This is a genomic window from Streptomyces sp. NRRL F-5755 (genome assembly GCF_001279365.1).
In the GTDB taxonomy this organism is placed as follows: domain Bacteria; phylum Actinomycetota; class Actinomycetes; order Streptomycetales; family Streptomycetaceae; genus Streptomyces; species Streptomyces rimosus.
The window spans coordinates 23,106-48,095 of sequence record NZ_LGCW01000275.1 but is presented as its reverse complement, the minus strand read 5'-3'; the positions used below and the strand labels follow the sequence as shown (position 1 = coordinate 48,095).

The 24,990-nt window shown below is 72.0% G+C and carries 23 protein-coding genes; 12 read left to right on the top strand and 11 right to left on the bottom strand.

Annotated elements, in window-relative coordinates; all coding sequences use genetic code 11:
• Window positions 1-146: 146 nt before the first annotated feature.
• The 4 genes from ADK86_RS42555 to ADK86_RS26485 all read left to right on the top strand — a co-directional run bounded on the left by ADK86_RS42555 (window position 147) and on the right by ADK86_RS26485 (window position 2,786).
• Entirely contained in the window at window positions 147-308 is a 162-nt protein-coding gene (locus ADK86_RS42555) for a DUF4177 domain-containing protein (protein WP_003981536.1), read from the top strand.
• Entirely contained in the window at window positions 305-769 is a 465-nt protein-coding gene (locus tag ADK86_RS26495) for a RidA family protein (RefSeq protein WP_053698859.1), read from the top strand. The genes ADK86_RS42555 and ADK86_RS26495 overlap by 4 nt, the downstream gene beginning before the upstream one ends.
• A gap of 212 nt (window positions 770-981) precedes the next feature.
• Complete coding sequence (locus ADK86_RS26490) at window positions 982-1,959, top strand: NUDIX hydrolase (protein ID WP_053698858.1); 978 nt, start codon at window positions 982-984, stop codon at window positions 1,957-1,959.
• Window positions 1,956-2,786, top strand: a complete 831-nt coding sequence (locus ADK86_RS26485) for an MBL fold metallo-hydrolase (protein ID WP_003981533.1) — start codon at window positions 1,956-1,958, stop codon at window positions 2,784-2,786. Before ADK86_RS26490 ends, ADK86_RS26485 begins: the two co-directional genes overlap by 4 nt.
• A 53-nt stretch (window positions 2,787-2,839) precedes the next feature.
• On the opposite strand, the gene ADK86_RS26480 is transcribed toward ADK86_RS26485, so the two are convergent.
• A complete protein-coding gene (locus ADK86_RS26480) occupies window positions 2,840-3,439 on the bottom strand; it encodes a TetR/AcrR family transcriptional regulator (RefSeq protein ID WP_053698857.1) in 600 nt (199 codons plus the stop codon).
• 154 nt (window positions 3,440-3,593) lie between these two features.
• On the opposite strand from ADK86_RS26480, the gene ADK86_RS26475 reads away from it, so the two are divergent.
• Window positions 3,594-4,610, top strand: coding sequence for an agmatine deiminase family protein (locus ADK86_RS26475; RefSeq protein WP_078952287.1), 1,017 nt, complete (start codon window positions 3,594-3,596; stop codon window positions 4,608-4,610).
• Window positions 4,611-4,777: 167 nt separating this feature from the next.
• Here ADK86_RS26475 and ADK86_RS26470 read toward each other — a convergent pair whose 3' ends face one another.
• Together ADK86_RS26470 and ADK86_RS45725 are read right to left on the bottom strand one after the other, a co-directional pair.
• Window positions 4,778-5,452 (bottom strand): Crp/Fnr family transcriptional regulator, encoded by a 675-nt coding sequence (locus tag ADK86_RS26470; protein WP_003981529.1) that lies wholly within the window; start codon window positions 5,450-5,452, stop codon window positions 4,778-4,780.
• 169 nt (window positions 5,453-5,621) lie between these two features.
• A complete protein-coding gene (locus ADK86_RS45725; protein WP_159393968.1) occupies window positions 5,622-6,032 on the bottom strand; it encodes a hypothetical protein in 411 nt (136 codons plus the stop codon).
• Between ADK86_RS45725 and nth the strand changes: the two genes are divergently transcribed.
• The 3 genes from nth to ADK86_RS26450 are packed head-to-tail and all read left to right on the top strand — an operon-like array spanning window position 5,965 to window position 8,969.
• Window positions 5,965-6,993 (top strand): endonuclease III, encoded by a 1,029-nt coding sequence (gene nth, locus ADK86_RS26460; protein WP_420718887.1) that lies wholly within the window; start codon window positions 5,965-5,967, stop codon window positions 6,991-6,993. The genes ADK86_RS45725 and nth overlap by 68 nt on opposite strands.
• A 58-nt stretch (window positions 6,994-7,051) precedes the next feature.
• The gene (locus tag ADK86_RS26455) at window positions 7,052-7,756 is read left to right on the top strand and encodes an NUDIX hydrolase (protein WP_030597670.1); all 705 of its coding nucleotides are present in this window, start codon (window positions 7,052-7,054) and stop codon (window positions 7,754-7,756) included.
• 13 nt (window positions 7,757-7,769) lie between these two features.
• Window positions 7,770-8,969 (top strand): MarP family serine protease, encoded by a 1,200-nt coding sequence (locus tag ADK86_RS26450; RefSeq protein WP_053698865.1) that lies wholly within the window; start codon window positions 7,770-7,772, stop codon window positions 8,967-8,969.
• A 68-nt stretch (window positions 8,970-9,037) separates the two neighbouring features.
• Here the strand turns inward: ADK86_RS26450 and ADK86_RS44780 are convergent, their stop codons facing one another.
• The 6 genes from ADK86_RS44780 to ADK86_RS26425 form a co-directional block, all read right to left on the bottom strand.
• Window positions 9,038-9,235 carry a hypothetical protein gene (locus tag ADK86_RS44780; protein ID WP_078952285.1) on the bottom strand — a complete coding sequence of 66 codons (198 nt, stop codon included), beginning with the start codon at window positions 9,233-9,235 and terminating at the stop codon, window positions 9,038-9,040.
• A gap of 179 nt (window positions 9,236-9,414) precedes the next feature.
• Window positions 9,415-10,341, bottom strand: coding sequence for an alpha/beta fold hydrolase (locus tag ADK86_RS26445; protein WP_030597674.1), 927 nt, complete (start codon window positions 10,339-10,341; stop codon window positions 9,415-9,417).
• On the bottom strand, window positions 10,338-10,796 hold the full coding sequence (locus ADK86_RS26440; RefSeq protein ID WP_030374851.1) for a phage holin family protein: 459 nt from the start codon (window positions 10,794-10,796) through the stop codon (window positions 10,338-10,340). Before ADK86_RS26440 ends, ADK86_RS26445 begins: the two co-directional genes overlap by 4 nt.
• A 44-nt stretch (window positions 10,797-10,840) precedes the next feature.
• Window positions 10,841-12,193 (bottom strand): Na+/H+ antiporter NhaA, encoded by a 1,353-nt coding sequence (gene nhaA / locus ADK86_RS26435; RefSeq protein ID WP_420718886.1) that lies wholly within the window; start codon window positions 12,191-12,193, stop codon window positions 10,841-10,843.
• 445 nt (window positions 12,194-12,638) lie between these two features.
• On the bottom strand, window positions 12,639-14,603 hold the full coding sequence (acs, locus tag ADK86_RS26430; protein ID WP_053698864.1) for an acetate--CoA ligase: 1,965 nt from the start codon (window positions 14,601-14,603) through the stop codon (window positions 12,639-12,641).
• A 221-nt stretch (window positions 14,604-14,824) separates the two neighbouring features.
• Window positions 14,825-17,122: a SulP family inorganic anion transporter gene (locus ADK86_RS26425; protein ID WP_053698854.1), complete on the bottom strand. Its 2,298-nt coding sequence runs from the start codon at window positions 17,120-17,122 to the stop codon at window positions 14,825-14,827.
• A 327-nt stretch (window positions 17,123-17,449) separates the two neighbouring features.
• Here ADK86_RS26425 and ADK86_RS26420 point away from each other — a divergent pair, with 327 nt between their 5' ends.
• Window positions 17,450-18,739 carry a hypothetical protein gene (locus ADK86_RS26420; RefSeq protein ID WP_107088560.1) on the top strand — a complete coding sequence of 430 codons (1,290 nt, stop codon included), beginning with the start codon at window positions 17,450-17,452 and terminating at the stop codon, window positions 18,737-18,739.
• A 47-nt stretch (window positions 18,740-18,786) separates the two neighbouring features.
• Here ADK86_RS26420 and ADK86_RS26415 read toward each other — a convergent pair whose 3' ends face one another.
• Window positions 18,787-19,782 carry an ATP-binding protein gene (locus tag ADK86_RS26415; RefSeq protein WP_053698852.1) on the bottom strand — a complete coding sequence of 332 codons (996 nt, stop codon included), beginning with the start codon at window positions 19,780-19,782 and terminating at the stop codon, window positions 18,787-18,789.
• 110 nt (window positions 19,783-19,892) lie between these two features.
• Here ADK86_RS26415 and ADK86_RS26410 point away from each other — a divergent pair, with 110 nt between their 5' ends.
• Window positions 19,893-20,714 (top strand): hypothetical protein, encoded by an 822-nt coding sequence (locus ADK86_RS26410; protein ID WP_053698851.1) that lies wholly within the window; start codon window positions 19,893-19,895, stop codon window positions 20,712-20,714.
• Between the two features lie 329 nt (window positions 20,715-21,043).
• Here ADK86_RS26410 and ADK86_RS26405 read toward each other — a convergent pair whose 3' ends face one another.
• The gene (locus tag ADK86_RS26405) at window positions 21,044-21,928 is read right to left on the bottom strand and encodes an HAD family hydrolase (RefSeq protein ID WP_053698850.1); all 885 of its coding nucleotides are present in this window, start codon (window positions 21,926-21,928) and stop codon (window positions 21,044-21,046) included.
• A gap of 436 nt (window positions 21,929-22,364) precedes the next feature.
• On the opposite strand from ADK86_RS26405, the gene ssd reads away from it, so the two are divergent.
• Together ssd and ADK86_RS26395 are read left to right on the top strand one after the other, a co-directional pair.
• Window positions 22,365-23,567: a septum site-determining protein Ssd gene (gene ssd / locus ADK86_RS26400; RefSeq protein ID WP_420718885.1), complete on the top strand. Its 1,203-nt coding sequence runs from the start codon at window positions 22,365-22,367 to the stop codon at window positions 23,565-23,567.
• On the top strand, window positions 23,564-24,769 hold the full coding sequence (locus ADK86_RS26395) for a TadA family conjugal transfer-associated ATPase (RefSeq protein ID WP_053698848.1): 1,206 nt from the start codon (window positions 23,564-23,566) through the stop codon (window positions 24,767-24,769). Before ssd ends, ADK86_RS26395 begins: the two co-directional genes overlap by 4 nt.
• Window positions 24,770-24,990: the final 221 nt, after the last annotated feature.

Sequence of the window (24,990 nt, the reverse complement as noted above, 5' to 3'; positions counted from 1 at the left end):
AGTCCGGGTACGGGCTACGCACGGGACCGCCGCCGGGTTGTGCGCCGGGGGCGTATCGGGCGTGCCGCGCGCGGGGCGGGACGCGTGGCGACCGCCCCCGCCAGCCGCGTCCGCGGCCCGCCCGTACAGGCATTACGCTCGGCCCCATGACCAAGTGGGAATACGTGACCGTGCCGCTGCTGGTGCACGCGACCAAGCAGATTCTGGACACCTGGGGCGAGGACGGCTGGGAGCTGGTCCAGGTCGTGCCGGGGCCGAACAACCCCGAGCAGCTGGTGGCCTACCTGAAGCGGGAGAAGCAGGCATGAGCGCGGTGGAGGACAGGCTCGCCGAGCTGGGCCTGAAGCTGCCCCAGGTGGTGCCGCCGCTGGCCGCGTACCAGCCCGCGGTGCGCTCGGGCGCGTACGTCCACACCTCCGGCCAGCTGCCGATGGTGGACGGCGCGCTGTCGGCCGTCGGCAAGGTGGGCGCCGAGGTCAGCCCGGAGCAGGCCAAGGAGCTGGCCGCGACCTGCGCGCTGAACGCACTGGCCGCCGTGAAGTCCGTGATCGGCGACCTCGACAAGATCGTGCGGGTCGTCAAGGTCGTCGGCTTCGTCGCCTCGGCCCCCGGCTTCACCGGGCAGCCCGGCGTCATCAACGGCGCCAGCGAGCTGCTGGGCGAGGTGCTGGGCGACAAGGGCGTGCACGCCCGCTCCGCGGTGGGCGTGGCCGTGCTGCCGATCGACGCGCCGGTCGAGGTCGAGATGCAGGTCGAGGTCGCGGACTGACGTCGGGCGGGAACTCCGTACTCCGTATCCGTACGGCACCGGGAGGCTCCGAACCAGGAGGCTCCGGCGTCCGGTGACGGCCGGGCGGGCGTTCCGTACCCGTATGAAACCGAAGAGCTTCAAGGGCCGGGCGGGCCGGGAAACCGGGCCGCCCGGCCCTGCCGTGTCCGGGCCCCCTCGAACATCCACGCGCAAACGCATAGCATCCGGCCATGTCGTCGACCCCCAACGGCCAGTGGTATCCGCCGGAATGGCCGGACCTCATCCGGGCCCTCGCGCAGGGCGAGCTGACCCCGGCGGTGCCCCGCCGGGCCGCGACCGTCCTGCTGCTGCGGGACACCGGCACCGGCGGCCCGGCCGTCCACATGCTGCGCAGACGCGCCTCGATGGCCTTCGCGGGCGGCGCGTACGCCTACCCCGGCGGGTCCGTCGACGCGCGGGACGAGCGGCCGGTGGCCTGGGCCGGGCCCTCGCGGGCCGAGTGGGCCGCCCGGCTCGGCTTCGGGGCCGGGGAGGAGGCCGCGGCGCAGGCCGTGGTCTGCGCGGCCGTCCGGGAGACGTTCGAGGAGGCGGGCGTGCTGCTCGCCGGGGCCTCGGCGGACACCGTGGTCGCGGACACGACGGGGGACGACTGGGAGGCGGACCGCGCGGCGCTGGTCGCCCGCGAACTGTCCTTCGCCGACTTCCTGGACCGCCGCGGCCTCGTCCTGCGCAGCGACCTGCTGGGCGCCTGGGCGCGCTGGATCACCCCGGAGTTCGAGCCGCGCCGCTACGACACCTGGTTCTTCGTGGCCGCCCTGCCCGCCGGACAGCGCTGCCGGAACGCGTCCACCGAGGCCGACCGTACGGTGTGGATCCGCCCCGCCGAAGCCGCCGCCGGCTACGACCGCGGCGAGCTGCTGATGATGCCGCCGACCATCTCCACGCTGCGCAGTCTGGAGGCGTACGGGAGCGCCGCCGAAGCCCTCGCCGCGGCCGGCGGGCGGGACCTGGCGCCCGTCCTCGCGCGGGCCGAGGTCAGGGGCGGCGAGATCGTCCTGAGCTGGCCGGGGCACGACGAGTTCACCAAGCACATCGCCGCCGGGCCCGAGCACATCGCCGCCGCGGAGCGTCCGAACGCCTCGGTCCCACCCAGGACCACGCCCCCGCCCATGCCCCCGCCCACGACCACGGGAGAGCCCACCGTATGACGTACGCAGCCGCCCTCCCCGGCCAGCCCCGCGGCGGGGCCATCGCCGGGCCCGCCACCGACCGCGCCCGGTGCGTGCTCGCGCCGAACCCGTCCCCGATGACCCTGGACGGCACCAACACCTGGATCGTCGCCGAGCCCGACGCGGACCTGGCGGTCGTCATCGACCCGGGCCCGCTGGACGAGACCCACCTCAAGGCCGTCGTGGACGCCGCCGAACAGGCCGGTAAGCGCATCGGCCTGACCCTGCTGACACACGGTCACCCGGACCACGCCGAGGGCGCCGCGCGGTTCGCGGAGCTGACCGGCACGGCCGTACGGGCGCTCGATCCGGCGCTGCGCCTCGGCGACGAGGGGCTGGCGGCCGGTGACGTGATCACCACCGGCGGCCTGGAGCTGCGCGTCGTACCGACTCCCGGCCACACCGCCGACTCGCTCTCCTTCCACCTCCCGGCCGACGCCGCCGTCCTGACCGGCGACACGATCCTGGGCCGCGGCACCACCGTCGTCGCGCACCCGGACGGCCGCCTCGGCGACTACCTCGACTCGCTGCGGCGGCTGCGCTCACTGACGGTCGACGACGGCGTCACGACCGTGCTCCCCGGCCACGGCCCTGTACTGAACGACGCACAGGGCGCGGTCGAGTTCTACCTCGCCCACCGCGCCAACCGGCTGGCCCAGGTGGAGACGGCGGTCGAGGCCGGCCACCGGACGCCGTCGGAGGTCGTGGCGAGCGTGTACGCGGACGTGGACCGCACGCTGTGGCCGGCGGCGGAGCTGTCGGTGCGGGCGCAGCTGGATTACTTGGGGGAGCATGGGTTGATCTGAGGGGTGGGGCGGTTTGAGGGGCGGACTGACCTGAGAGCCGCCGGGAGCGGGTCCTAAGCAGGGGCGTCGTCCGCCGTGGGCCCCAACTCCCGTTCGATTCCCCCGCGCAGCAGCTCGCGGGCGCGGTCCAGTGACACCGAACCGCTCAGCCAGCGGGTGCTGAGGCCCTCCACCAGCGCGGTGAGCCGTTCGGCCGCGTCGGCCACCGGGGCGTCGCGGTCGGCCGTGCCCGCGGCCTGGGCCTCCCGTACGAGGTCGGCCAGGTCGTCGGTCCACTGGCGGGTCGCCTCGCGCAACTGCTCCCGCAGCCCGGCGTCGAAGACGGCGCTGGACTGGAATTCGCCCCAGGCGGTGCTGTTCTCCACCATCTCGGGGGTGTCCTGGAGCTCGCGCAGCAGCATCTCCTCCAACTGGGCGCGCGGGCCCGCCAGGCGCACCGTCTCCGGGTCCGGCGTCGTGTGGCGCTCGGCGCGTTCGCCGATGAAGTCGAGGGTGCGGCGCAGCAGTTCGGCGCGCCCGCCGAAGTGGTAGTAGATCAGCCCGGTGGACACCCCGGCCTCGGCGGCGATCTCCTCCACCCGCAGGCCGCGGACGCCGTTGCGCGCGATGGTGCGGGTCGCGGCTTCCAGGATCTGTACTCGGCGCTCGGACACAGTCGTCCACCGTACTCGGTGGTCCGGGAGCGGGTGGCCGGAATGCGGTCGCGGGCGGGGGCGGGCGGTGCTACGTTCGGGAGAGGTGCTGACTGAAAATTCAGTCAGGAATCTCGCACGAGTGGGTCGCCGTCACGGGGAACGGGAGTCGATCATGCACATGCCTGCCGAGTGGGAGCCGCACGCGCGGATGTACCTCGCCTGGCCGCCGTCCGGCTCTCTGTGGGGCGACCAGACCCCCGCCGTACAGCGCGACATCGCCCGGCTGGCGCGCACGCTCGCGGAGTACGAGCCGGTCACGCTGCTGGCGGGGCCCGAGGAGGAGGTACGGGCCCGCCGGGCGTGCGGCGCGGCGGTGGAAGTCGTCCCCATCCCGGTCGACGACCTCTGGATACGGGACACCGGGCCGGTTGTCGTGACCGGGCCGGGCGCGCCCGCGGACGCCGCCCGTAAGGGCGTCGATTTCCACTTCAACGGCTGGGGCGGCAAGCAGCGCCACCCGAACGACGGGCGGGTGGCCCGGCGGCTGCTGGAGCACGAGGGCATCACCCGTATCGACGCCGGGATCACCGCCGAGGGCGGCTCCTTCGAGACGGACGGCGAGGGGACACTGCTCGTCACCGAGAGTTCGCTGGTCAACGCCAACCGCAACCCCGGTAGGACGCGGGCGGAAATCGAGGCGGAACTGAAGCGCGTCCTGGGTGCGCGGCGGGTGATCTGGGTGGCGGGCGTACGGGGCGAGGACATCACCGACTGCCATATCGACAGCGTCGCCCGGTTCGTGGCACCCGGTGCCGTACTCCTCAGCCGTCCGTGGCAGGGGGACGGGCCGGACGTGTGGACGCGGGTGTACGAGCAGGCCCGCGGCGTCCTGGAGCGGGCCCGGGACGCCCGGGGGAGGCGGCTGGAGATCGTCGAGGTGCCGGAGCCCGACCCGTACGCGATCGGGGAGCGCGGACCGGAGTTCCTCGCCTCGTACCTGAATTACTGCGTGGCGAACGGTGTGGTGGTCCTGCCGCGCTTCGGCGACCGGCGGGCCGACGACCGGGCCGCCGGGGTCCTGCGCGAGCTGCATCCCGGCCGGGAGGTCCGGCAGGTGCCGATCGACGCGGTCGGGGAGGGCGGGGGCGGCATCCACTGTGCGACGCAGCAGCTGTCGTGGGTGGCGTAGGGCCTTGCGTCCTTGCGGGTGCCCATAGGGCCGTACGGGCGCCGTACGGCCTGCTATGGGCGCGGGCGGGCGCCGAGGGGGCCGTAGGGCCGGTTGGCCGGTTTCATGTGAAAGGGTCCCGCTCCTCAGGGGAGCAGGACCCTTCCGGTGTCCGGGTGGGACGCGCGTCAGCGCGAACGCTTCGCCAGACGCTCCACGTCCAGCAGGATCACCGCGCGCGCCTCCAGGCGCAGCCAGCCGCGGCCGGCGAAGTCCGCGAGGGCCTTGTTGACCGTCTCGCGCGAGGCGCCGACGAGCTGGGCCAGCTCCTCCTGCGTGAGGTCGTGCACAACGTGGATGCCCTCCTCGGACTGCACGCCGAAGCGGCGCGACAGGTCCAGGAGCGCGCGGGCGACACGGCCCGGCACGTCGGAGAAGACCAGGTCGGACATCTGGTCGTTGGTCTTGCGCAGGCGGCGGGCGACGGCGCGCAGCAGGGCGGTCGCGACCTCCGGGCGGGCGTTCAGCCAGGGCTGGAGGTCGCCGTGGCCCAGGCCCAGCAGCTTGACCTCGGTGAGTGCGGTGGCGGTGGCGGTACGCGGGCCCGGGTCGAAGAGGGAGAGCTCGCCGATCAGCTCACCGGGGCCGAGGACGGCGAGCATGTTCTCCCGTCCGTCGGGGGAGGTGCGGTGCAGCTTGACCTTGCCCTCGGTGACCACGTACAGGCGGTCGCCCGGGTCCCCTTCGTGGAACAGGGCGTCGCCGCGGGCGAGCGTGACCTCTCCCATCGAGGCGCGCAGCTCGGCCGCCTGCTCGTCATCGAGCGCCGCGAAGAGCGGTGCGCGCCGCAGAACGTCGTCCACGAGATCTCTCCTTGTCGACATGCTCAAAGGGACCTTGGTCCCCATCATGCCGGAATGCAAAACAGTGCGATCAATCACAAGGATGCCGGACCCGTGGCGCAAGCCATACGGCAGGGGGCCGATTGGGCCCACCGGACAGGGAGATCGGACCGGATGTCAGTGGGTGGCCTTACGCTGGCCGAGTGTCCAATACGCCGGTGAGAGCACAGGACCAGGGGGCTGAGCGAGTGAGCGCGGGCCGCGATTCCGCTGTGGGCGAACAGGCGCCCGTCGAGGCCGTGAAGGCGGCGAAAACCGGGGAAAGAGCGAAAAAGGCGACGACGCGGAAGAAGTCTGCTGCAACGGCCACGACCGGGACGTCTGCCGCGAAGCGGGCCACGGTGAAGAAGGCGGCGACGCAGAAGACGGCGACGCAGAAGACTGCCGCGAAGAAGACCGCGGCTAAGAAGACTGTGGCCAAGAGGGCGACTGCCGAGGAGACGGCCGCCGAGCAGACGGCGGCGACGAAGCCTGTGGCCAAGAAGACCGCGGCCAAGAAGACGCCCGCCAAGAAGGCCACTGCCGGGATGACGACTGCCAAGAAGGCACCCGCCAAAAAGGCCGCCCCCGCCAAGAAGACCACCAAGGCCACCAAAGCCACCGCCCCCGCGCAGCCCACCGCCAAGCAGCCCGCCCCCAAGCCCGAGTCCCGTACGGCCATGGTGCGCCGTGCCCGCCGGATGAACCGCGAGCTGGCCGAGGTCTATCCGTACGCCCATCCCGAGCTGGACTTCCGCAACTCCTTCGAGCTGCTCGTCGCCACGGTCCTGTCCGCGCAGACCACCGACCTGCGGGTCAACCAGACCACCCCCGCCCTGTTCGCCGCCTATCCCACCCCGGAGGACATGGCCGCCGCCGAGCCCGAGCGGCTGGAGGAGCTGATCCGGCCGACCGGGTTCTTCCGGGCCAAGGCCAAGTCGCTGCTGGGCCTCTCCACGGCGCTACGGGACCGTTTCGACGGTGAGGTCCCCGGCCGCCTGGAGGACCTGGTGACGCTGCCGGGCGTTGGCCGCAAGACCGCCAATGTCGTCCTGGGCAATGCCTTCGGCGTCCCGGGGATCACGGTCGACACCCACTTCGGCCGGCTGGTCCGCCGCTTCCGCTGGACCGAGCAGCAGGACCCGGAGAAGGTCGAGGCGGAGATCGCCGAGATCTTCCCCAAGAGCGAGTGGACGATGCTCTCGCACCGCGTGGTCTTCCACGGCCGCCGCGTCTGCCACTCCCGCAAGCCCGCCTGCGGTGCGTGCCCCATCGCCCACGACTGCCCGTCGTACGGCGAGGGCGAGCTGGACCCGGAGAAGGCGAAGAAGCTGCTCAAGTACGAGATGGGCGGCCAGCCGGGCCAGCGGCTGCGGCCCCCGGCCGACTATCCGGGTCAGCCCGCGCCCCCGCTGGCGGGCCGGTGGACACCGCCGCGCGCCGCCCCCGCAGCCCCGCCCGGTACCAAACGCTCACACGGGAAGCGGAACCGAACCGGCCGCGAAACGACTCAGCCCGAATAGGACCGGCCACGGCCGCATGACCATCGATCCCACCGATCCAGGGCCTGAGGGGGCGCGTATGACGAGCGCACGGGAGCAGTACGCGAAGACCGCGGCGTATGAGACGGCGGTCCGTACCGACGGCCTGCCCCAGTGGCTGGCGCCGGTGGCCCGTGCCGCCGCCACGATCGAGCCCCACCAGCTCAGCCGGTTCCTGCCGCCCGAGAGCGGCGGCCGGCCGTCCGCCGTACTGGTCCTGTTCGGGCACGGCGACCGCGGCCCCGAGCTGCTGCTCATGGAGCGCGCCGGCACCCTGCGCTCGCACGCCGGACAGCCCTCGTTCCCCGGCGGCGCCCTCGACCCCGAGGACGGCGACCCGGAGGGCGCGGGCCCGGTGCGCGCGGCGCTGCGCGAGGCATGGGAGGAGACCGGCCTCGATCCGGCCGGCGTCCAGGTCTTCGGTGTGCTGCCGCGGCTGTACATCCCCGTCAGCGGGTTCGTCGTCACGCCCGTACTGGGCTGGTGGCGCGAGCCGAGTCCGGTCGGCGCGGTGGACCAGGCGGAGACGGCCCGGGTCTTCACGGTGCCCGTGGCGGATCTCACGGACCCCGCCCACCGGGTGACCACCCGCCACCCCAGCGGCCACGTCGGCCCCGCCTTCCTCGTCGAGGACGCCCTGGTCTGGGGTTTCACCGCGGGCGTGATTGACCGGATCCTGCACTACGCGGGGTGGGAGCTGCCATGGGACCGTGCCAAGCAGGTCCCGCTCGACCGGCGTGCGTGAGACGGTGTCGGGCGTGAACGTGCTGGACATCGTGCTGTTGGCCGCCGCGGTGTGGTTCGCCGTGGTCGGCTACCGCCAGGGCTTCGTCGTCGGCATCCTCTCCGTGATCGGCTTCCTCGGAGGCGGCCTGGTCGCGGTCTATGTGCTGCCCCTGATCTGGAACGAGATCACCGACGACGCCACCCCGAACACCTTCGCGGCGATCGCGGCGGTCGCCATCGTGATCGTGTGTGCTTCGGTGGGCCAGGCCCTCACCACCCACCTGGGTAACAAACTCCGGAGATACATCACCTGGTCACCGGCGCGCGCCCTGGACGCCACCGGCGGCGCGCTGGTCAACGTGCTGGCGATGCTGCTGGTCGCCTGGCTCCTCGGCTCCATGCTGGCCCAGACCTCGCTGCCGACGCTGGGCAAGGAGGTCCGCAACTCCAAGGTGCTGCTCGGCGTCTCCCAGGTGATGCCGCAGGAGGCGAACACCTGGTTCAAGGACTTCTCCTCGGTCCTGGCGCAGAACGGCTTCCCGCAGGTCTTCACGCCGTTCTCGAACGAGCCGATCCACGCGGTGCCCGCCCCGGACCCCAAGCTGGCCAGCAGCCCGGTGGCGGCGCAGGCCCGCAAGAGCATCGTCAAGGTCGTCGGCACGGCGCCGAGCTGCGGCAAGGTCCTCGAAGGCAGCGGTTTCGTCTTCGCGCCGCACCGCGTGATGACCAATGCCCACGTGGTGGGCGGCGTCAAGGAGCCGACGGTCCAGATAGGCGGCGAGGGCCGTACGTACGACGCGAAGGTCGTCCTGTACGACTGGCAGCGCGACATCGCGGTGCTCGACGTGCCGTCGCTGCCCGCGCCCGCGCTGCGTTTCACCCAGGACGCCGCGGTCACCGGCAAGGGCGCCATCGTCGCCGGCTTCCCGGAGAACGGCGGCTACGACGTCCGCGCGGCCCGTGTCCGCAGCCGCATCAAGGCCGACGGGCCGGACATCTACCACCGCGGCACGGTCGCCCGCGACGTCTACTCCCTGTACGCCACGGTCCGGCAGGGCAACTCCGGCGGCCCGCTGCTCACGCCGAACGGCGAGGTCTACGGAGTGGTCTTCGCCAAGTCCCTGGACGACACCAACACCGGCTACGCGCTCACCGCCGACGAGATCCGCTCGGACATCACCCAGGGGCGCACGGCCCAGCGGCCGGTGGACAGCCAGGGCTGCGCGATGTGACGCCAAGGACCGGACGGGGCCGGGCGGGCAGGCAGCAGCCCCCGCCCGGCCCGGGGCTCCGGCGGTGGTCAGGTCCGTGGATGCTTGAGCCGCGCGGTCATCCAGCGCGCACGGCGGCGCAGGATGCGCGGAATGCCCAGCGGGTGGGCGAGGTCGGGGGACCCACCGGACCCAAGGTCCGAGGCGCCCCTCTCCGGAGTGCCCGTCGCAGCGGCGCTGCTGCGGCGATCGCGTGCCACGTCACGGTAGTCGTGCGTCCAGCCCATACCCACGACTCTGCCCGTGCTCCGGGCTCCGTAACCGCTCGGCGGGCCGTCAATTGGCCTATGCGGGCGGCAATTGGCTGTTCGTCATACGTGCGTTCGGATCGGTTCGGCGTGTCGTACCACCCGACCCGGGTACCCCGGCCGCACCGGCCCGGAACGAACGGTTCCGGCCGCCGGTCCTACCGGTCCGGCTCCGGGTCCTTCAGCCAGTTGATCAGCTCGGTGGAGAACGCCACCGGGTCCTCCTCGTGGGGGAAGTGCCCGAGGCCGTCGAAGAGCCGCCAGCGGTACGGGGCTTCCACGTACTCCCCGGAGCCGGCCGCGCTGCGGGTGCGCATCACCGGGTCGAGCGAGCCGTGCAGATGCAGCGTCGGCACCCGTACGGGCCACTTCATACGCCGGTTGAACTGGATGCCGTCCGGCCGGGCCATCGACCGCACCATCCAGCGGTACGGCTCGACCGTGCAGTGCGCCGTCGACGGGATCGTCATCGCCCGCCGGTAGACGTCGATGTCCTCGTCCTCGGGCAGCTGCGGCCCGGACCAGTCCCGGATCAGACGCCCCACCAGGGCGGCGTCGTCCGCCACCAGCCGGCGCTCGGGCAGCCACGGCTGCTGGAACCCCCAGATGTGGGAGCTCTGCCTGCTCTGCTTGAAGTCGGCGAGCATCGCCGCGCGCCAGCGCCGCGGGTGCGGCATCGAGGACACCGCCAGGCGCCGCACCAGCTTCGGGCGCATCACCGCCGCCGTCCACGCCAGGTAGCCGCCGAGGTCGTGCCCGACGAGGGCGGCGTCCGGCTCGCCCAGGGACCGTACGACGCCGGTGATGTCCAGGGCCAGGTTGGCCGGATCGTAACCGCGCGGCGTACGGTCGCTGCCGCCCACGCCCCGCAGGTCCATCGCCACCGCACGGAAACCCGCGTCGGCGAGCGCCGGGAGCTGGTGGCGCCAGGCCCACCAGAACTGCGGGAAGCCGTGCAGCAACAGCACCAGCGGGCCGTCACCCATCTCGGCGATGTGGAAACGCGCGCCGTTGGCCGCCACGTCCCGGTGGGTCCAGGGCCCGTCGGGACGTACGACCGCATCGGAACTGTCGGGAGCCGTCATACGGAGGAGCGTGTCACAGACTCCAGGACCGGGTGGTCCTCGGTGGCCGGACGCGGATGCGGCTTGACGTTCTGCAGGACGGCCGCGGTCTCCTTGGCCGAGGTGATGGTCTTCTCCGGCTTCTTGATCTTCTTCAGCTTGGCCACCGCCACCAGCACCAGCAGCAGGGCGATGACCAGGAAGGCGCCGCCGACGATCAGGAAGGACCAGGCGAGGCCGAGACCGAGGTTGTGGATGCCGTAGGCGGCCGCGAAGCTCAGCACCGGCAGCGCGAACAGCGCGAGCGCGCCCGCCACGAGGAACGCGGCGCTGCCGATGCCGGCCCGCTTCGCATCCTGCCGCAGCTCGGCCTTGGCCAGTGCGATTTCGTCGTGCACCAGTGCGGACATCTCGGCGGTGGCCGTGGCCACCAGCTGTCCGAGGCTGCGGTCCGCGCCGTCGTCGGCTGTGCTCATCGACGTCTCCCTCTTGTCTTCTCCCGGATGCAAAGCCTCTCAGATCATGCCGGACCATCGTCCCCGGCGTCGGCGCCGGAGGCCACTTCGGCAAGGCGGCGGTGTTCCGCGGCCTTCGCTTCGAAGATCTTCGCCATCCTCAGGTGGTACTCCGGGTTGCCCTGTTCGTACACGTCCGGGATGCCGTCCAGGTCCTCGTCCCGGTCCTCTTCCTCGCAGAGCTTGCGGTACTTGGCGTTACGTATCTTCAGCAGGATTCCGGAGAACACCGCGGCGATCAGCGAGCCGGTCAGCACGGCCGCCTTGATCTCGTCGGTCAGCAGCGGGTCGTCGGTGAACGCCAGCTCGCCGATGAGCAGGGAGACCGTGAAGCCGATGCCGGCGAGCGCGGCGACGGCGAACACGTCCGGCCATCTCAGGTCGGGGTTCAGCTCGGCCTTGGTGAAGCGGGCCGCGCACCACGTACCGCCGAATATGCCGACCGCCTTGCCGACGACGAGACCGAGCACCACGCCCAGCGTCTCCGGCTTGGTGAACACGTCGTGCAGCGCGCCGCCGGAGACCGACACACCTGCCGAGAAGAGGGCGAACAGCGGCACCGCGAGACCGGCCGAAACGGGCCGCACCAGGTGCTCGATGTGCTCGCCGGGCGACTGCTCCTCGCCGTCGCGGCGGTGGCAGCGCAGCATCAGGCCCATGGCGACGCCCGCGATGGTGGCGTGGACGCCGCTGTTGTACATCAGGCCCCAGATGACCAGGGCGAGCGGTACGTAGATGTACCAGCCGCGGACGCCCTTGCGCAGCAGCAGGTAGAAGACGGCGAGGCCGGCGACGGCGAAGCCGAGCGCCAGGAAGTTGAGCCGCGAGGTGAAGAAGACCGCGATGATCAGGATCGCGAAGAGGTCGTCGACGACGGCGAGGGTGAGCAGGAAGGCGCGCAGCGCGGACGGCAGGGACGTGCCGATGACGGCGAGGACGGCCAGCGCGAAGGCGATGTCGGTGGCGGTCGGCACCGCCCAGCCGTTCGTCGAGCCGCCGCCCACCGTGTTGACCACGAAGTAGACCACCGCGGGCATCGCCATGCCGCACAGCGCGGCGACCACCGGGAGGACGGCCTTCTTGGGCTCGCGCAGATCGCCCGCGACCAGTTCGCGCTTCAGCTCGATGCCGGCGACGAAGAAGAAGAGGGCGAGCAGGCCGTCGGCGGCCCAGTGCTGTACGGACAGGTCCAGTCCGATGGAGCCGAAGCCGAGGTGGAAGCCGCGTACCGCCTCGTAGCTGCCGCCCAGCGTGTTGGCCCAGACGAGCGCCACGACCGCGGCGACCAGCAGCAGAACACCGCCCACCGTCTCGGCGCGCAGGGCGTCCGCGATGAAGGTCCGCTCGGGCAGGGACATCCGCCCGAGGAATATGGATCGGCGGTTGTGGGGCGCGCTCACGCGAGGACCTCCGGTAGTACGGCAGCTGAATACGGCTGTTGCAGTTGCCGACCAGACTTCCCGGCGCACCCTCGGTGTGATGTTGTCGCGTTCTTGACGCAATCCATACTCTACCTGGGTCGCACAAGGAACATTCCGGCGATCTTCACCTTACGGGCATATGGCGCATTCGGCCGCCCGGCAGCAGGTGAGGGGCGCCCGGAACTGGAAAGGGCACCCGGCCGGCCTGCGGACGGGTGCCCTTCGGGGCGGCGGTCAGTCCTCGGAACGCTCGTTCGAGCGCGAATCTCCGGTGTCAGGCCGCCTGGGTGCCTGCGTTCTGCTGCTTCAGGGGTTTACGGGTGCCTCTGCATAGGGCGTACGGGATGTACGGACCCCGTACGAGCCCCATACGCCCCCGCGCTCAGTCCTCGCTCGACGCGCTCGGCAGCTTGGCCTGGATGAGGTCCATGACCGTGGAGTCGGTCAGCGTCGTGACGTCGCCCAGGTCGCGGTTCTCGGCCACGTCCCGCAGCAGCCGGCGCATGATCTTGCCGGAGCGGGTCTTCGGCAGCTCGGCCACCGGCATGATCCGCTTCGGCTTGGCGATCGGGCCCAGCTGCTTGGCGACATGCGCCCGCAGCTCCTCCACGAGCCCGTCGTCCTCCGCCGCGCCGCCGCGCAGGATGACGAAGGCGCAGATCGCCTGGGTCGTCTGCGGGTCGGCCGCGCCGACGACCGCGGCCTCGGCGACCTTCGGGTGCGAGACCAGCGCGGACTCGACCTCGGTGGTGGAGATGTTGTGGCCGGACACCAGCATCACGTCGTCCACCCGGCCGAGCAGCCAGATGTCGCCGTCCTCGTCCTTCTTCGCGCCGTCACCCGCGAAGTACTTGTCCTGGAAGCGGGACCAGTACGTGTCCAGGTAGCGCTGGTCGTCGCCCCAGATCGTGCGGAGCATGGACGGCCACGGCTCGGTCAGGACCAGGTAGCCGCCGCCTCCGTCCGGCACCTCGTGGGCCTCGTCGTCCACGACGGTGGCCGCGATGCCGGGCAGCGGGCGCTGTGCGGAGCCGGGCTTGGTCTCCGTGACGCCGGGCAGCGGGCTGAGCATCATGCCGCCGGTCTCCGTCTGCCACCAGGTGTCCACGATCGGGGCTTGGTCGGCGCCGATGTGCTTGCGGTACCACATCCACGCCTCCGGGTTGATGGGCTCGCCCACCGAACCGAGGACCCGCAGCGAGGACAGGTCGTACTTGGCGGGGATGTCGTCGCCCCACTTCATGCACGCGCGGATCGCGGTCGGTGCGGTGTAGAGGATCGTGACGCCGTACTTCTGCACGATCTCCCACCAGCGGCCCTGGTGCGGGGTGTCGGGCGTGCCCTCGTAGAGCACCTCGGTCGCGCCGTTGGCCAGCGGGCCGTAGGTGATGTAGGAGTGGCCGGTGACCCAGCCGACGTCGGCGGTGCACCAGTAGACGTCGGTCTCCGGCTTGAGGTCGAAGACGGCGTGGTGGGTGTAGGCCACCTGGGTGAGATAGCCGCCGGTGGTGTGCAGGATGCCCTTGGGCTTACCGGTGGTGCCGGAGGTGTAGAGGATGAACAGCGGGTGCTCGGCGTCGAACGCCTCCGGGGTGTGGGTCCCGCTCTGCCGCCCGACGATCTCGTGCCACCACACGTCGCGGCCCTCGGTCCAGGCCACGTCCTCCTGGCCGGTACGGCGCACGACCAGGACACTGCGCACGTTCTCCGTACCCGGGCGGGTCAGCGCCTCGTCGACGGCGGGCTTGAGGGCGGAGGGCTTGCCGCGCCGGTAGCCGCCGTCCGCGGTGATCACCACGCGGGCGTCGGCGTCGTTGATACGGGTCGCCAGCGCGTCCGCGGAGAAGCCGCCGAAGACGACCGAGTGCGGGGCGCCCAGGCGGGCGCAGGCCAGCATGGCGATGACCGCCTCGGGGATCATCGGCAGGTAGATCGCGACGCGGTCGCCGGCCACCACGCCCAGCTCGGTCAGCGCGTTGGCGGCCTGCGAGACCTCGCGCTGGAGCTCGGCGTAGGTGATGGCGCGGGTGTCGCCGGGCTCGCCCTCGAAGTGGATGGCGACGCGGTCGCCGAGGCCGTTCTCCACATGGCGGTCCACGCAGTTGTACGCGACGTTGAGCTTGCCGTCGGCGAACCACTTGGCGAACGGCGGGTTGGACCAGTCGAGCGTCTCGGTGGGCTCGCTCGCCCATGTCAGACGCTTGGCCTGGGCGGCCCAGAAGCCCAGCCGGTCCGCTGCGGCCTGTTCGTACGCCTCGGCGGTGACGTTGGCGTTCGCGGCCAGCTCCGCGGGCGGCGCGAACCGCCGCTCCTCCTTCAAAAGGTTGGCCAGGCTTTCGTTGCTCACGTCATCTCCCATTCCCAGGGCGTGCGATGTGTCCCGGCCATAGCTCATCAGCCCACCGCCCGGCCTGACAAGGGCTATGGACAAAAATTGGTGTAGACCTTTACTGTCCGCAGGTCACGTGGCGTTTGCGGCTGGGGACGAGGGTGCCCGGAAGGGGTGAGACGGGCGTGCGGGCTGACGCCCTGCCACCCGTTCCCGCTTCTGCCCGGCCGCCCGGCCGTTCACGCCGTCACCGCCGCCGCTCCCGGCCGTACCGCGCAGAACGTCCCGGTGGTCCGGTCGAGGACGTACGCCTGGGCCTCGGCCACGTGGAAGTACATCCCGTGCAGCGTGAGCGCGCCCTCGGCGACGCGCCGGGCGACGCAGGGATACGACATCAAGTGGTCCAGCTGCTGCACGACGTTGACGAGCGCGAGCCGTTCCACGTCGTCGGCCACCGGGCGCTCGGCCAGCGCCACTTCGCCCCGGCCCAGCCGCCCGATCCGCTGCATGCGCGCCAGGCTCGGGCGGCCGTGCCGCAGCCAGCGCGCGAGCGGTGTCTGCGCGCCCGGCTCGTGGTCGGCACCGAGCAGCGCCTGCATCGCGCCGCACCCCGAATGCCCGCAGACGGTCAGCGAGCCGACCTTCAGCACCTCGACGGCGTACTCGATGGCCGCGCCCACCGAGTCGCAGGTGTGGTCGGTGCCGGGCGGCGGCATCAGGTTGCCGACGTTGCGGACGGTGAACAGGTCGCCCGGGCCGCTCGCGGTGATCATGCTGGTGACCAGCCGTGAGTCGGCGCAGGTGAGGAAGAGCTGGCTGGGCCGCTGGCCTTCGTGGGCCAGCCGCGCCAGCTCGTCCCGTACGAGCGGAGCCGTATGGCGCTGGAACGCGCTCACCCCGCCGAGCAGTTGACTGCCGCTGGACGGTGGAGCCGCTTCCTGGGACGGGCGGGTGCAGTGGTGGTTGCGCCACGGGGTCCACGGTCGGCAGTGGTGGACGCTCGCGGGCTCCGCGATCGGGCGCCCGGCGCGCCCGCCGAGGCTCACCCAGCCGCCGCCGGCGCGGTGCGCGTCGGTCCAGGCCCGCAGGGCTTCGTACGCGGCGTGGTCCATGAAGGAACCGCCCAGCTCGATCACCACGACCGCGCCGGCGGGGACCTGGGCCAGGGCCCGGGTCAGCCTCGGTACCGCGAGGAACGTCAACTGCCCATTGACCCGCACCCGGTGGTGGTCGCCCTCGACGCCGACCGTGACCCGGGTGTGGGTCAGCCGCCGCAGCGACAGGAAGACCGTGACCGCGATCCCCAGACCCACCCCCTGGAGCACGCCGAAGAGCACCACACCGCCCAAGGTGACCGCGTAGACCGGGAATTCGCGGTGCCGCTGCACGTGCTTGATGTGCGCGAAGCTCACCATCCGTACGCCGACGACCATGACCAGGGCGGCGAGCGCGGCCAGCGGGATCAGCTCCAGGGCCGAGGCGAGCAGACCGGCGCACAGCACCACCCAGACGCCGTGCAGCACGGTCGCGCGCCGGGTGGCCGCGCCCGCCCGCACGTTCGCCGAGCCGCGCATCGCGCCGCCGGCCACCGGCAGGCCGCCCAGCAGCCCGGAGAGAGCGTTGGCGGCGCCCTGGCCCGCCAGTTCGCGGTTCAGGTCCGTACGGGGCGCGGGGCCGACGCGGTCGGTGCGGTCGGCGGCGAGGCGGTCCACCGCGACCGCCGACAGCAGCGACTCCATACTGGCGACGAGGGTGACGGTCAGGACGGCCGCGGCGATCGCGAGGACCGGTGCGTCCGGGAGGGCGGGCAGCGCCTGCGGTGCCCAGTCGGGCAGCGCGACGCGCGGGACCGGCACGGCCGCGCTCACGGCGGTGGCGGCGGCCACGGCGGCCAGCGGGGCGGGGATCGTACGCAGCAGCCGGCCGGCCCGCCCGGGCAGCCGCGGCCAGCCGGCCAGCACCGCGACCGTGACGGCGCCGATGAGCAGGGCGGAGGCGTGCGGGTGCGCCAACTGGCCGGGCAGTGCCGCGAGGTTGTCGACCGCCGAGCTGTCGGGGCTGCCGCCGAGCGCCACGTGCAGCTGACCGACGGCGATCGTGACGCCGATGCCCGCGAGCATGCCGTGCACGATCGCGGGACTGATCGCGAGCGCGCCCCTGGCGACCCGTACGGCGCCGAGGACCAGTTGGGTCAGTCCGGCGAGGACCGTGATGGCGCAGGTGGCGCGCCAGCCGTAGCGCTGGACCAGCTCGGCGGTGACCACGAGCAGGCTCGTCGCGGCGCCGCTGACCTGGAGGGGCGCGCCGCCGAGCAGCCCGGCCACGATGCCGCCGACGGCCGTGGCGATCAGGCCCGCCTGGAGGGGCGCGCCGGTGGCCAGCGCGAGGCCGAGCGAGAGCGGTACGGCGATCAGGAAGACGACGAGCGAGGCGGACAGGTCGCCGTGCCAGGCCGCGCGGCGGCTGCCGGACGGCGGCCGGGGGTGTGGCGAATCCGGCGCGGTCGGTGGCCCTGGGGGCTTCTGGAGCTGCGACATTCCCGTCTCCTCCGGGGCGGCGCGGTCGCGCGGGGCGCGATCGTGGGCGGCGGTGTGCTGCGGCGGGACGCGAGCCGGCCGACCGGGGTCATGTTCTGACGGCTCGGTGGCTCTCAAGCATCGGTAAACGAAGCGTAATGACGCGTAAAGGTCGGGAGAAGCTTTTTCGGGCATCCGGGTCAATTCTTCCGTCCTTCGAGTGAAAGTGACGTCGAGTCGCTTGTCCTTTTAAGGGCCTTTCCTTGGCTTATGCGAACTTAAGAGCGGTTAATCAGCTTTTTCGATTTTTCCGTCCCGCAGTTCGCACACCAGGGAGCGAGGTGGCTGATGGCAGCCGCAACGAAGGTCACGGCCGGGATCGTCACGACCATGGCGCTGGCGGCGGTCGCCGGCTGCGCCGCGGGGGACGGGGACGGCCCGAACGGCGCCCAAGGGGGCCGGGCGGCGCCGCAGCGCACCGCCCAGCAGATCAAGCTGATCGGCGACGGCTCGACCGCGTACACCGGGGCGCAGCCGATGCAGCCGAAGGCCGAACGCCTCAAACCCGGGGAACGGCCGCCGCAGTTCGTGGTCTTCTCCTGGGACGGCGCCGGCGAGGACAGCCAGAAGCTGTTCTCCCACTTCCGGGCGGTCGGCAAGAAGTACGACGCCCGGATGACGTACTTCCTCAGCGGCGTCTATCTGCTCCCGGGCAACAAGAAGGAGGTCTACCAGCCGCCCAAGCACAGCCCCGGCGCCTCCGACATCGGCTTCAACGACGTCAAGGGGGTCCGGGCCACCGTGGAGCAGATGCGCGGCGCCTGGATGGACGGCAACGAGATCGGCACCCACTTCAACGGCCACTTCTGCGGCGCCAACGGCGGGGTGGGCACCTGGTCGCCGGAGGAGTGGAAGAGCGAGATCCAGCAGGCCGAGGCGTTCGTGAAGTCCTGGAAGACCAACACCGGGCTGAAGTCCGAGAAGCCACTGCCGTTCGACTACAGCAAGGAACTCGTCGGCGGGCGCGCCCCCTGCCTGGAAGGCCAGCGCAACCTGATCCCGGCCGCCAAGGCGATGGGCTTCCGCTACGACTCCAGCTCGGTCGGCGGCCGGCAGCTGTGGCCCAAGCAGATCGACGGCATCTGGGACTTCCCGCTCCAGCAGATCCCCGTACCGGGCCGGTCCTTCGAGACGCTCTCGATGGACTACAACTTCCTGGCCAACCAGTCCGGTACGACCAGGGGCAACCCGGCGATGCACGCCACCTGGGGCAAGCAGATGCGGGACGGCCTGGTCGCCGCGTTCGAGCGCGCCGACAAGGGCAACCGGGCGCCGCTCTTCGTGGGCAACCACTTCGAGTCCTGGAACGGCGGCACCTACATGCGCGCCGTCGAGGACGCCATCAAGACCATCTGCCCCCGCAAGGGCGTGCGGTGTGTGAGCTTCAAGCAGCTGGCCGACTGGCTGGACGCGCAGGACCCGCGGGTGCTGGACAAGTTGCGCGCGCTGCCGGTGGGCGGGGCCCCGAAGGGCGGCTGGGAGAGCTATCTGACCGCGCCTTCCGCGAAGCCCGGCGCACCGGGCGGACCCGCCGGCTCGGCCGGCCCGGCCAAGCCGGCGCGGAAGGACGCGGAGTAGGGCGGAGGTACGGCGTCGGGCGGGCGGCTCGGTGCCGCGGTGACGTGTCAGGCGGGCTGCGGGGCGCCCGCCGGCGCGGGCTCGGCGAGTACGAAAGCGGGGTCGACCTGGGCGGCCAGATCGGTGCCCGTCTTCGCGTTCGCCCAGCTCTCCGCGTTCTTGAGGTGGAAGTGCACCATCTGGCGGGTGTAGCGCTCCCAGTCGCGCTGCTCGTACGTTTCGTCAGCGGCGGCGTGCAGCTCCTTCAGGGCCTGCCGGTGGTCGGCCTCCAGCAGGTCGAAGCGGCGCGGCCGGCCCTTCTCCATGGCCCGCACCCACGCCGAGTCCCCCATCGTCAGCAGCAGGTCCTCGCCCACCTCGTCGGCCAGGAACGCGGCGTCGTCCGGGCCCTGGACCTTGTTGCCGACGACCTTGAGGGCGATGCCGTAGTCGCGCGCGTAGTCCCGGTACTGGCGGTAGACCGCGACGCCCTTACGGGTCGGCTCGGCGACCAGGAAGGTCAGGTCGAAGCGGGTGAACATGCCGGAGGCGAAGGAGTCCGAACCGGCCGTCATGTCGACGACGACGTACTCGTCGCGGCCGTCCACGAGGTGGTTCAGGCACAGTTCCACCGCGCCGACCTTGGAGTGGTAACAGGCCACCCCGAGATCGGACTCGGCGAAGGGCCCGGTCGCCATCAGGCGCACCGTTTCGCCCTCCTCCAGGAGCACCGGCCGGGCGCAGGCCGCGTACACCGGGTTCTCCTCGACGACGCGCAGCAGCCGGGAGCCCTCCCCGGGCGGCGTCGTCTTGATCATCGTCTCGGCGGAGGCGATACGCGGGTTGGTGCCCCGCAGATAGTCCTTGACCAGCGGCAGCCGGGCGCCGAGCGCGGGCAGTGCGGCGGCCTCCGCTTCGTCCAGGCCGAGGGCGGTGGCCAGGTGCTGGTTGATGTCGGCGTCCACCGCGATCACGGGGACGCGGGCGGCGGCGAGGTGGCGGATGAACAGGGAGGACAGCGTGGTCTTGCCACTGCCGCCCTTCCCCACGAACGCGATCTTCATATTCACGAAGCGTAATCGTGAGGTTGCCATGGGTGAGAGGTTCGGGTGAAGAAGACCACTCATTCGAGCGGTTCGGCCTTGCGGCCTGCGAGGTGCGTAGGGTCGTACCCATGAGTACGACAGCCGATCCGCTCGCGACCCTGGCCTCGCTCCCGGGCGTCGCCGACTCCGTGGACTCCGTACGCAAGAGCGTGGACCGGGTCTACGGCCACCGGATCATGCGGCGGCGCAGCAACGAGGTCACCTCCGAGGCGGCGCTGCGCGGTGCGCGCGCCTCCGCGGCGCTGGCCGGTGCCGACTGGGAGCTGGAGGAGGTGCGGCGGCGCAGCGACTTCGGCGTCGAAGGCGAGCCGCGGACGGTCGGCGCGGCGCTGCGGCTGACCGCAGAAGCCGGACAGCTGCTGAGCGTGTGGCGGCAGTCGCCGCTGCGGGTGCTGGCGCGGCTGCATCTGGTGGCGGCGAGTGGCGACGCGGACCAGGACTCCGTCGGGCGGCCCCGGCTCGCGGGCGAGTCCGTGGACGAACCCCTGGTGGAGCTTCCGCTGCCGGACGCCGACGAGGTGGCCGGGCGGCTGGACGGGCTGGCGCGGCTGCTGTTGGCGGGCAGCGAGGCGCCCGCCCTGGTGGTGGCCGCGGTGGTGCACGGCGAACTACTGGCGCTGCGGCCCTTCGGCTCGTACAACGGGCTGGTCGCGCGGGCGGCCGAACGCCTCGTACTCGTAGGGAGCGGCCTCGACCCGAAGTCGGTGTGCCCCGCGGAGGTCGGCCACGCGGAACAGGACCGGGCCGCCTACGTGGCCGCGCTGGAGAGCTATGTGTCCGGCACTCCGGAGGGCATGGCGGCGTGGATCGCGCACTGCGGGCGGGCGGTCGAGCTGGGTGCCCGCGAGAGCACGGCGGTGTGCGAGGCGATGCAGCGCGGGGCGGCGTAAGCCGTTCCGGGCTCCCGGGGCCTGCGCCACAAAGAGGTGCGGCGGTACCCAGTCGTTCCGGTACCGCCGCTGGCACGTCCGCCGGGTTACCAAGCGTGCTCCGTATGTGCCGATCAGGTCGGAGAACTTGGTCCGTTACCTGGTGCGGCTGGCCCGTAATCGACGGGTCGGCGTCGCGTGGGTGCCCGGCTTCCGTGCTTCGGTCCGTGGGGCCTTGATGCGTAGAAGGTCTTCCTCTCGGATGTCCTCGGTCTCGCGGGCCGTTACGTCCTTTGTACTCCTGGCGCGAGGAAAGCGGAACCCCTCACCACAGTTCTTTACTTTTCCCTTCAAAGTCGGGTGATACGGGCAAAATCCGGGCGCCGCCGGCTCGCGTACCAGACCAGGCCCGCCGTCGCGGCGGCCGCTCCTATGGCGGCCACCGTGGCCAGCACCGGCCGCGACGGCATGCTCAGGGACGGCAGCCGCTGCTTGAGCTGGACCGGCCGGTTGAAGGAGAGCACCGGCCAGCCACGGTTCGCGGCCTCGCGGCGCAGCGCCCGGTCCGGGTTGACCGCGAAGGGGTGCCCGACGGCTTCGAGCATCGGTACGTCGGTCGCCGAATCGCTGTAGGCGTAGCAGCGCGCCAGGTCGTAGCCCTCGGAGGCGGCGAGGTCCTTGACCGCCTGCGCCTTGGTCGGCCCGTAGGCGTAGTACTCCACCTCGCCCGTGAAGCGGCCGTCGTCGCCGACGACCATACGGGTGGCCACCACGCGGTCGGCGCCGAGCAGCCGGCCGATCGGCTCGACCACCTCGGCGCCCGAGGTGGAGACGATCACCACGTCGCGGCCGGCGGTGTGGTGTTCCTCGATGAGCGAGGCGGCCTCGTCGTAGATGAGCGGGTCGATCAGTTCGTGCAGGGTCTCCGCGACGATCTCCCGGACCTGGGCCACGTCCCAGCCCCGGCAGAGCGCCGAGAGGTATTCGCGCATCCGCTCCATCTGCTCGTGGTCCGCGCCGCCGGCGAGGAAGACGAACTGGGCGTAGGCGGTGCGCAGTACGGCCCGGCGATTGATCAGGCCGCCTTGGTAGAACGACTTGCTGAAGGTCAGCGTGCTCGACTTAGCAATGACTGTCTTGTCCAGGTCGAAGAACGCGGCTGTGCGGGGTGTCGAGTGAGTCGCCGAGTGGGGCACGGAGTGGTTTTCCACGAGGCGAGCATAGGCGCCCACCATTCGGCGTAAGGTGTGGCGCGTGGGTTTGCCTGAGAAGGCTCTCGGGTACACCATGGAAGTCACGGATCGTTCGCGACCGTGCTAACCCGGTCCGACTCCTCCCCCCCCGAGTCGGCCGTGGGGACGACCCCCGCTCTCCCCCCCGGCGGGGGTCGTCGCATGTCCGGACGCGTTTTTGGCCGTCCGAGGCGGATCAGCCGCTTCCTCTTGAATGTTCGATCATGGCTTGCTGACGCCTGTTATAGGTTACCGAGCGTAGTCGTAGCGCTGCTCTAAGGGAGCCCTCAAGGTCGCCGGTATAGGTGACTGGGATATTCACAGGCATTGAGTTGTCCACAGTTTTGGACCAAGATCCACGGGATTTTCCGGATCGCTGCACGGTGAAAGTCCGCGAGTTCGCGGATGTGTGAGTTGTGTAGCGATAGGGGAACGGAACGTGGCCGGATGCATGACTTCCGATCAACCGCAGGGGACGGCTGAACACCCCGGCGGACCGCTGATCGTCACGGAGGACGACACCCTCCTCGACGACCTACTGAGACTGTGCGCCGCGGCCGGTACGACACCGGAAGTGGCGCGGGGCGGCACGGCCCGCAGCCGCGGCCGCGGCTGGGCGTCGGCCCCACTGGTGATCGTCGGCGACGACTGCGCGCCCCGGCTGTGCGGCGCGGCCCGCCGGGACGGCGTGGTGCTCGTCGCCCGGGGCGCGGACGAGCGGCCGCTGTGGCAGCTTGCCGTCGCCCTCGGCGCCGAACGGGTGCTGGTGCTCCCCGGCGGCGAGAGCTGGCTGGTGGACCGCATCGCCGACGCGGCGGAGGGCGCCGGTCCCGCCGCCGTGACGGTCGGGGTGATCGGCGGCAGCGGCGGCGCCGGCGCGAGCACCCTCGCCTGCGCCCTGGCCGTCGCCGCCGCCCGCGCCCACCGGCGCACGATCCTGATCGACGCGGACCCGCTGGGCGGCGGTCTCGACGTCCTGCTCGGCGGCGAGAAGGAGGAGGGGCTGCGCTGGCCCGCCTTCGCCGAGTCGCGCGGCCGGGTGGCCGGCGGCGCCCTGGAGGAGTCGCTGCCACGGCTGCATTCCCTGCGCGTACTGAGCTGGGACCGCGGCGACGCGGTGGTGATCCCGCCCCAGGCGATGCGCGCGGTCGTGGCGGCGGCGCGCAGACGGGGCGGCGCCGTGGTGATCGACCTGCCGCGACGGCTGGACGACGCGGTCGCGGAGGCCCTCGCGCAGGTCGATGTCGGCCTGCTGGTCGTCCCCGCCGAACTGCGGGCGGTCGCGGCGGCCCGGCGGGTGGCGGCGGGCGTCCGGGCGGTGCTGCCCGATCTACGGGTGGTGACGCGCGACGGCCCCGGGACGGACGCCGGCCGCGCCCCCGAGCTGAGCCCCGAGGAGGTCGCCCGTTTGCTGGGCCTGCCACTGGCCGGGGAACTGGGCTGGGAGCCCGGCCTCTCCGCCGACCTGAGGCGCGGGGCACCGCCCGGGTCGAACGCACGGGGACCCTTGCGGCACTTCGGTGAGGCGTTGTGGGAGCGGGTGGTGCCGCGGCGGCAGGCGGACGGGGAGACGGAGCGATCGGCGGCCCGGCCGGAACGGTGGTCGGGGTGCGGTGCGGGTGCCGGGGGTGTCTCGTCATGAGGACGGTAGGTCCCGAGGAAGTGCCTTCCGTCGCTCGGCCGGGGATCGGTACCGGACTGCTGGAGGCGGTGCGGGGACGGCTGGCCGAGGCCGGGGCGGAGCCGACGCCCGCGCGGGTGGCGATGGCGCTGCGCGCCGAGGGACGGCTGCTCGGGGACGCGGAGGTGCTGGGCGTCGTGTCCGCCCTGCGGTCGGAAATGATCGGCAGCGGCCCCCTCGAACCGCTCATCACCGCACCGGATGTGACGGACGTACTGGTCACCGCGCCGGACGAGGTGTGGGTCGACCGGGGCGCCGGCCTGGAGCGCACGCCCGTGCGCTTCGCCGACGAGGCAGCCGTACGCCGCCTCGCGCAGCGGCTGGCGTCCGTGGCCGGACGGCGGCTGGACGACGCCCGCCCCTGGGTGGACGCCCGCCTGCCCGACGGCACCCGCCTGCACGCCGTACTGCCCCCGGTGGCGGTCGCGGGCACCTGCCTGTCGTTGCGCGTCCTGCGCCCGCGCGCCTTCACCCTGGCCGAGCTGGTGGCGGCGGGCACGGTGCCCCCGGACGGCGACCGGCTGCTGCGCGCCGTGCTGGACGCCCGGCTCTCCTTCCTGATCAGCGGCGGCACGGGCTCCGGAAAGACCACCCTGCTCAGCTCGTTGCTGAGCCTCGTCGGCCCGTCCGAACGGCTCGTACTGGCCGAGGATTCCGCGGAGCTGAGACCGCACCACCCTCACGTCGTACGGCTGGAGACCCGGCCCGCGAACCAGGAGGGCGTCGGCCGCGTCACCCTGCGGGACCTGGTGCGGCAGGCCCTGCGGATGCGGCCGGACCGGCTGGTGGTCGGCGAGGTGCGCGGCGCGGAGGTCACGGACCTGCTGGCGGCGCTGAACACCGGCCACGAAGGCGGCTCGGGCACCGTGCACGCGAACGCCCCGTGCGACGTACCGGCGCGCCTGGAGGCCCTCGGCTCGACGGCCGGGCTCGACCGGGCAGCGCTGCACAGCCAGCTGGCGGCCGCCCTGTCGGTGGTGCTGCATCTCGTACGGGACAGATCCGGCCGTCGGCGGCTGGCGCAGGTGGACGTGCTGGAGCGGGGGCGGGACGGATTCGTGGTGACCGTACCGGCCGCGGTGTGGACGCCGGACGGCTTCCGAGAGGCCCCCGGTTGGACCCGGTTGACGAATCTCTGCGAGCGGGGGAGGGGCACGAAATGAGCCAGGTCGGTGCGGCGGTGGTCGGGACGGTGCCGGTGTGTGCGGCGGTGCTGTGCGCGGGGGTTGCGGTCTGGATGTCCGGTGGGCGGAACGACGACGTACGACGGGCACGGTTGCTGTTCGTGGGTGGTGAGCGTGCGGGCCCGGAGGACGCTACGGCTCCTGCACCGCCCGGCGGAGCACACGTACGACTCCGGCAGGCCCTGAAGAAGCGACAAGAG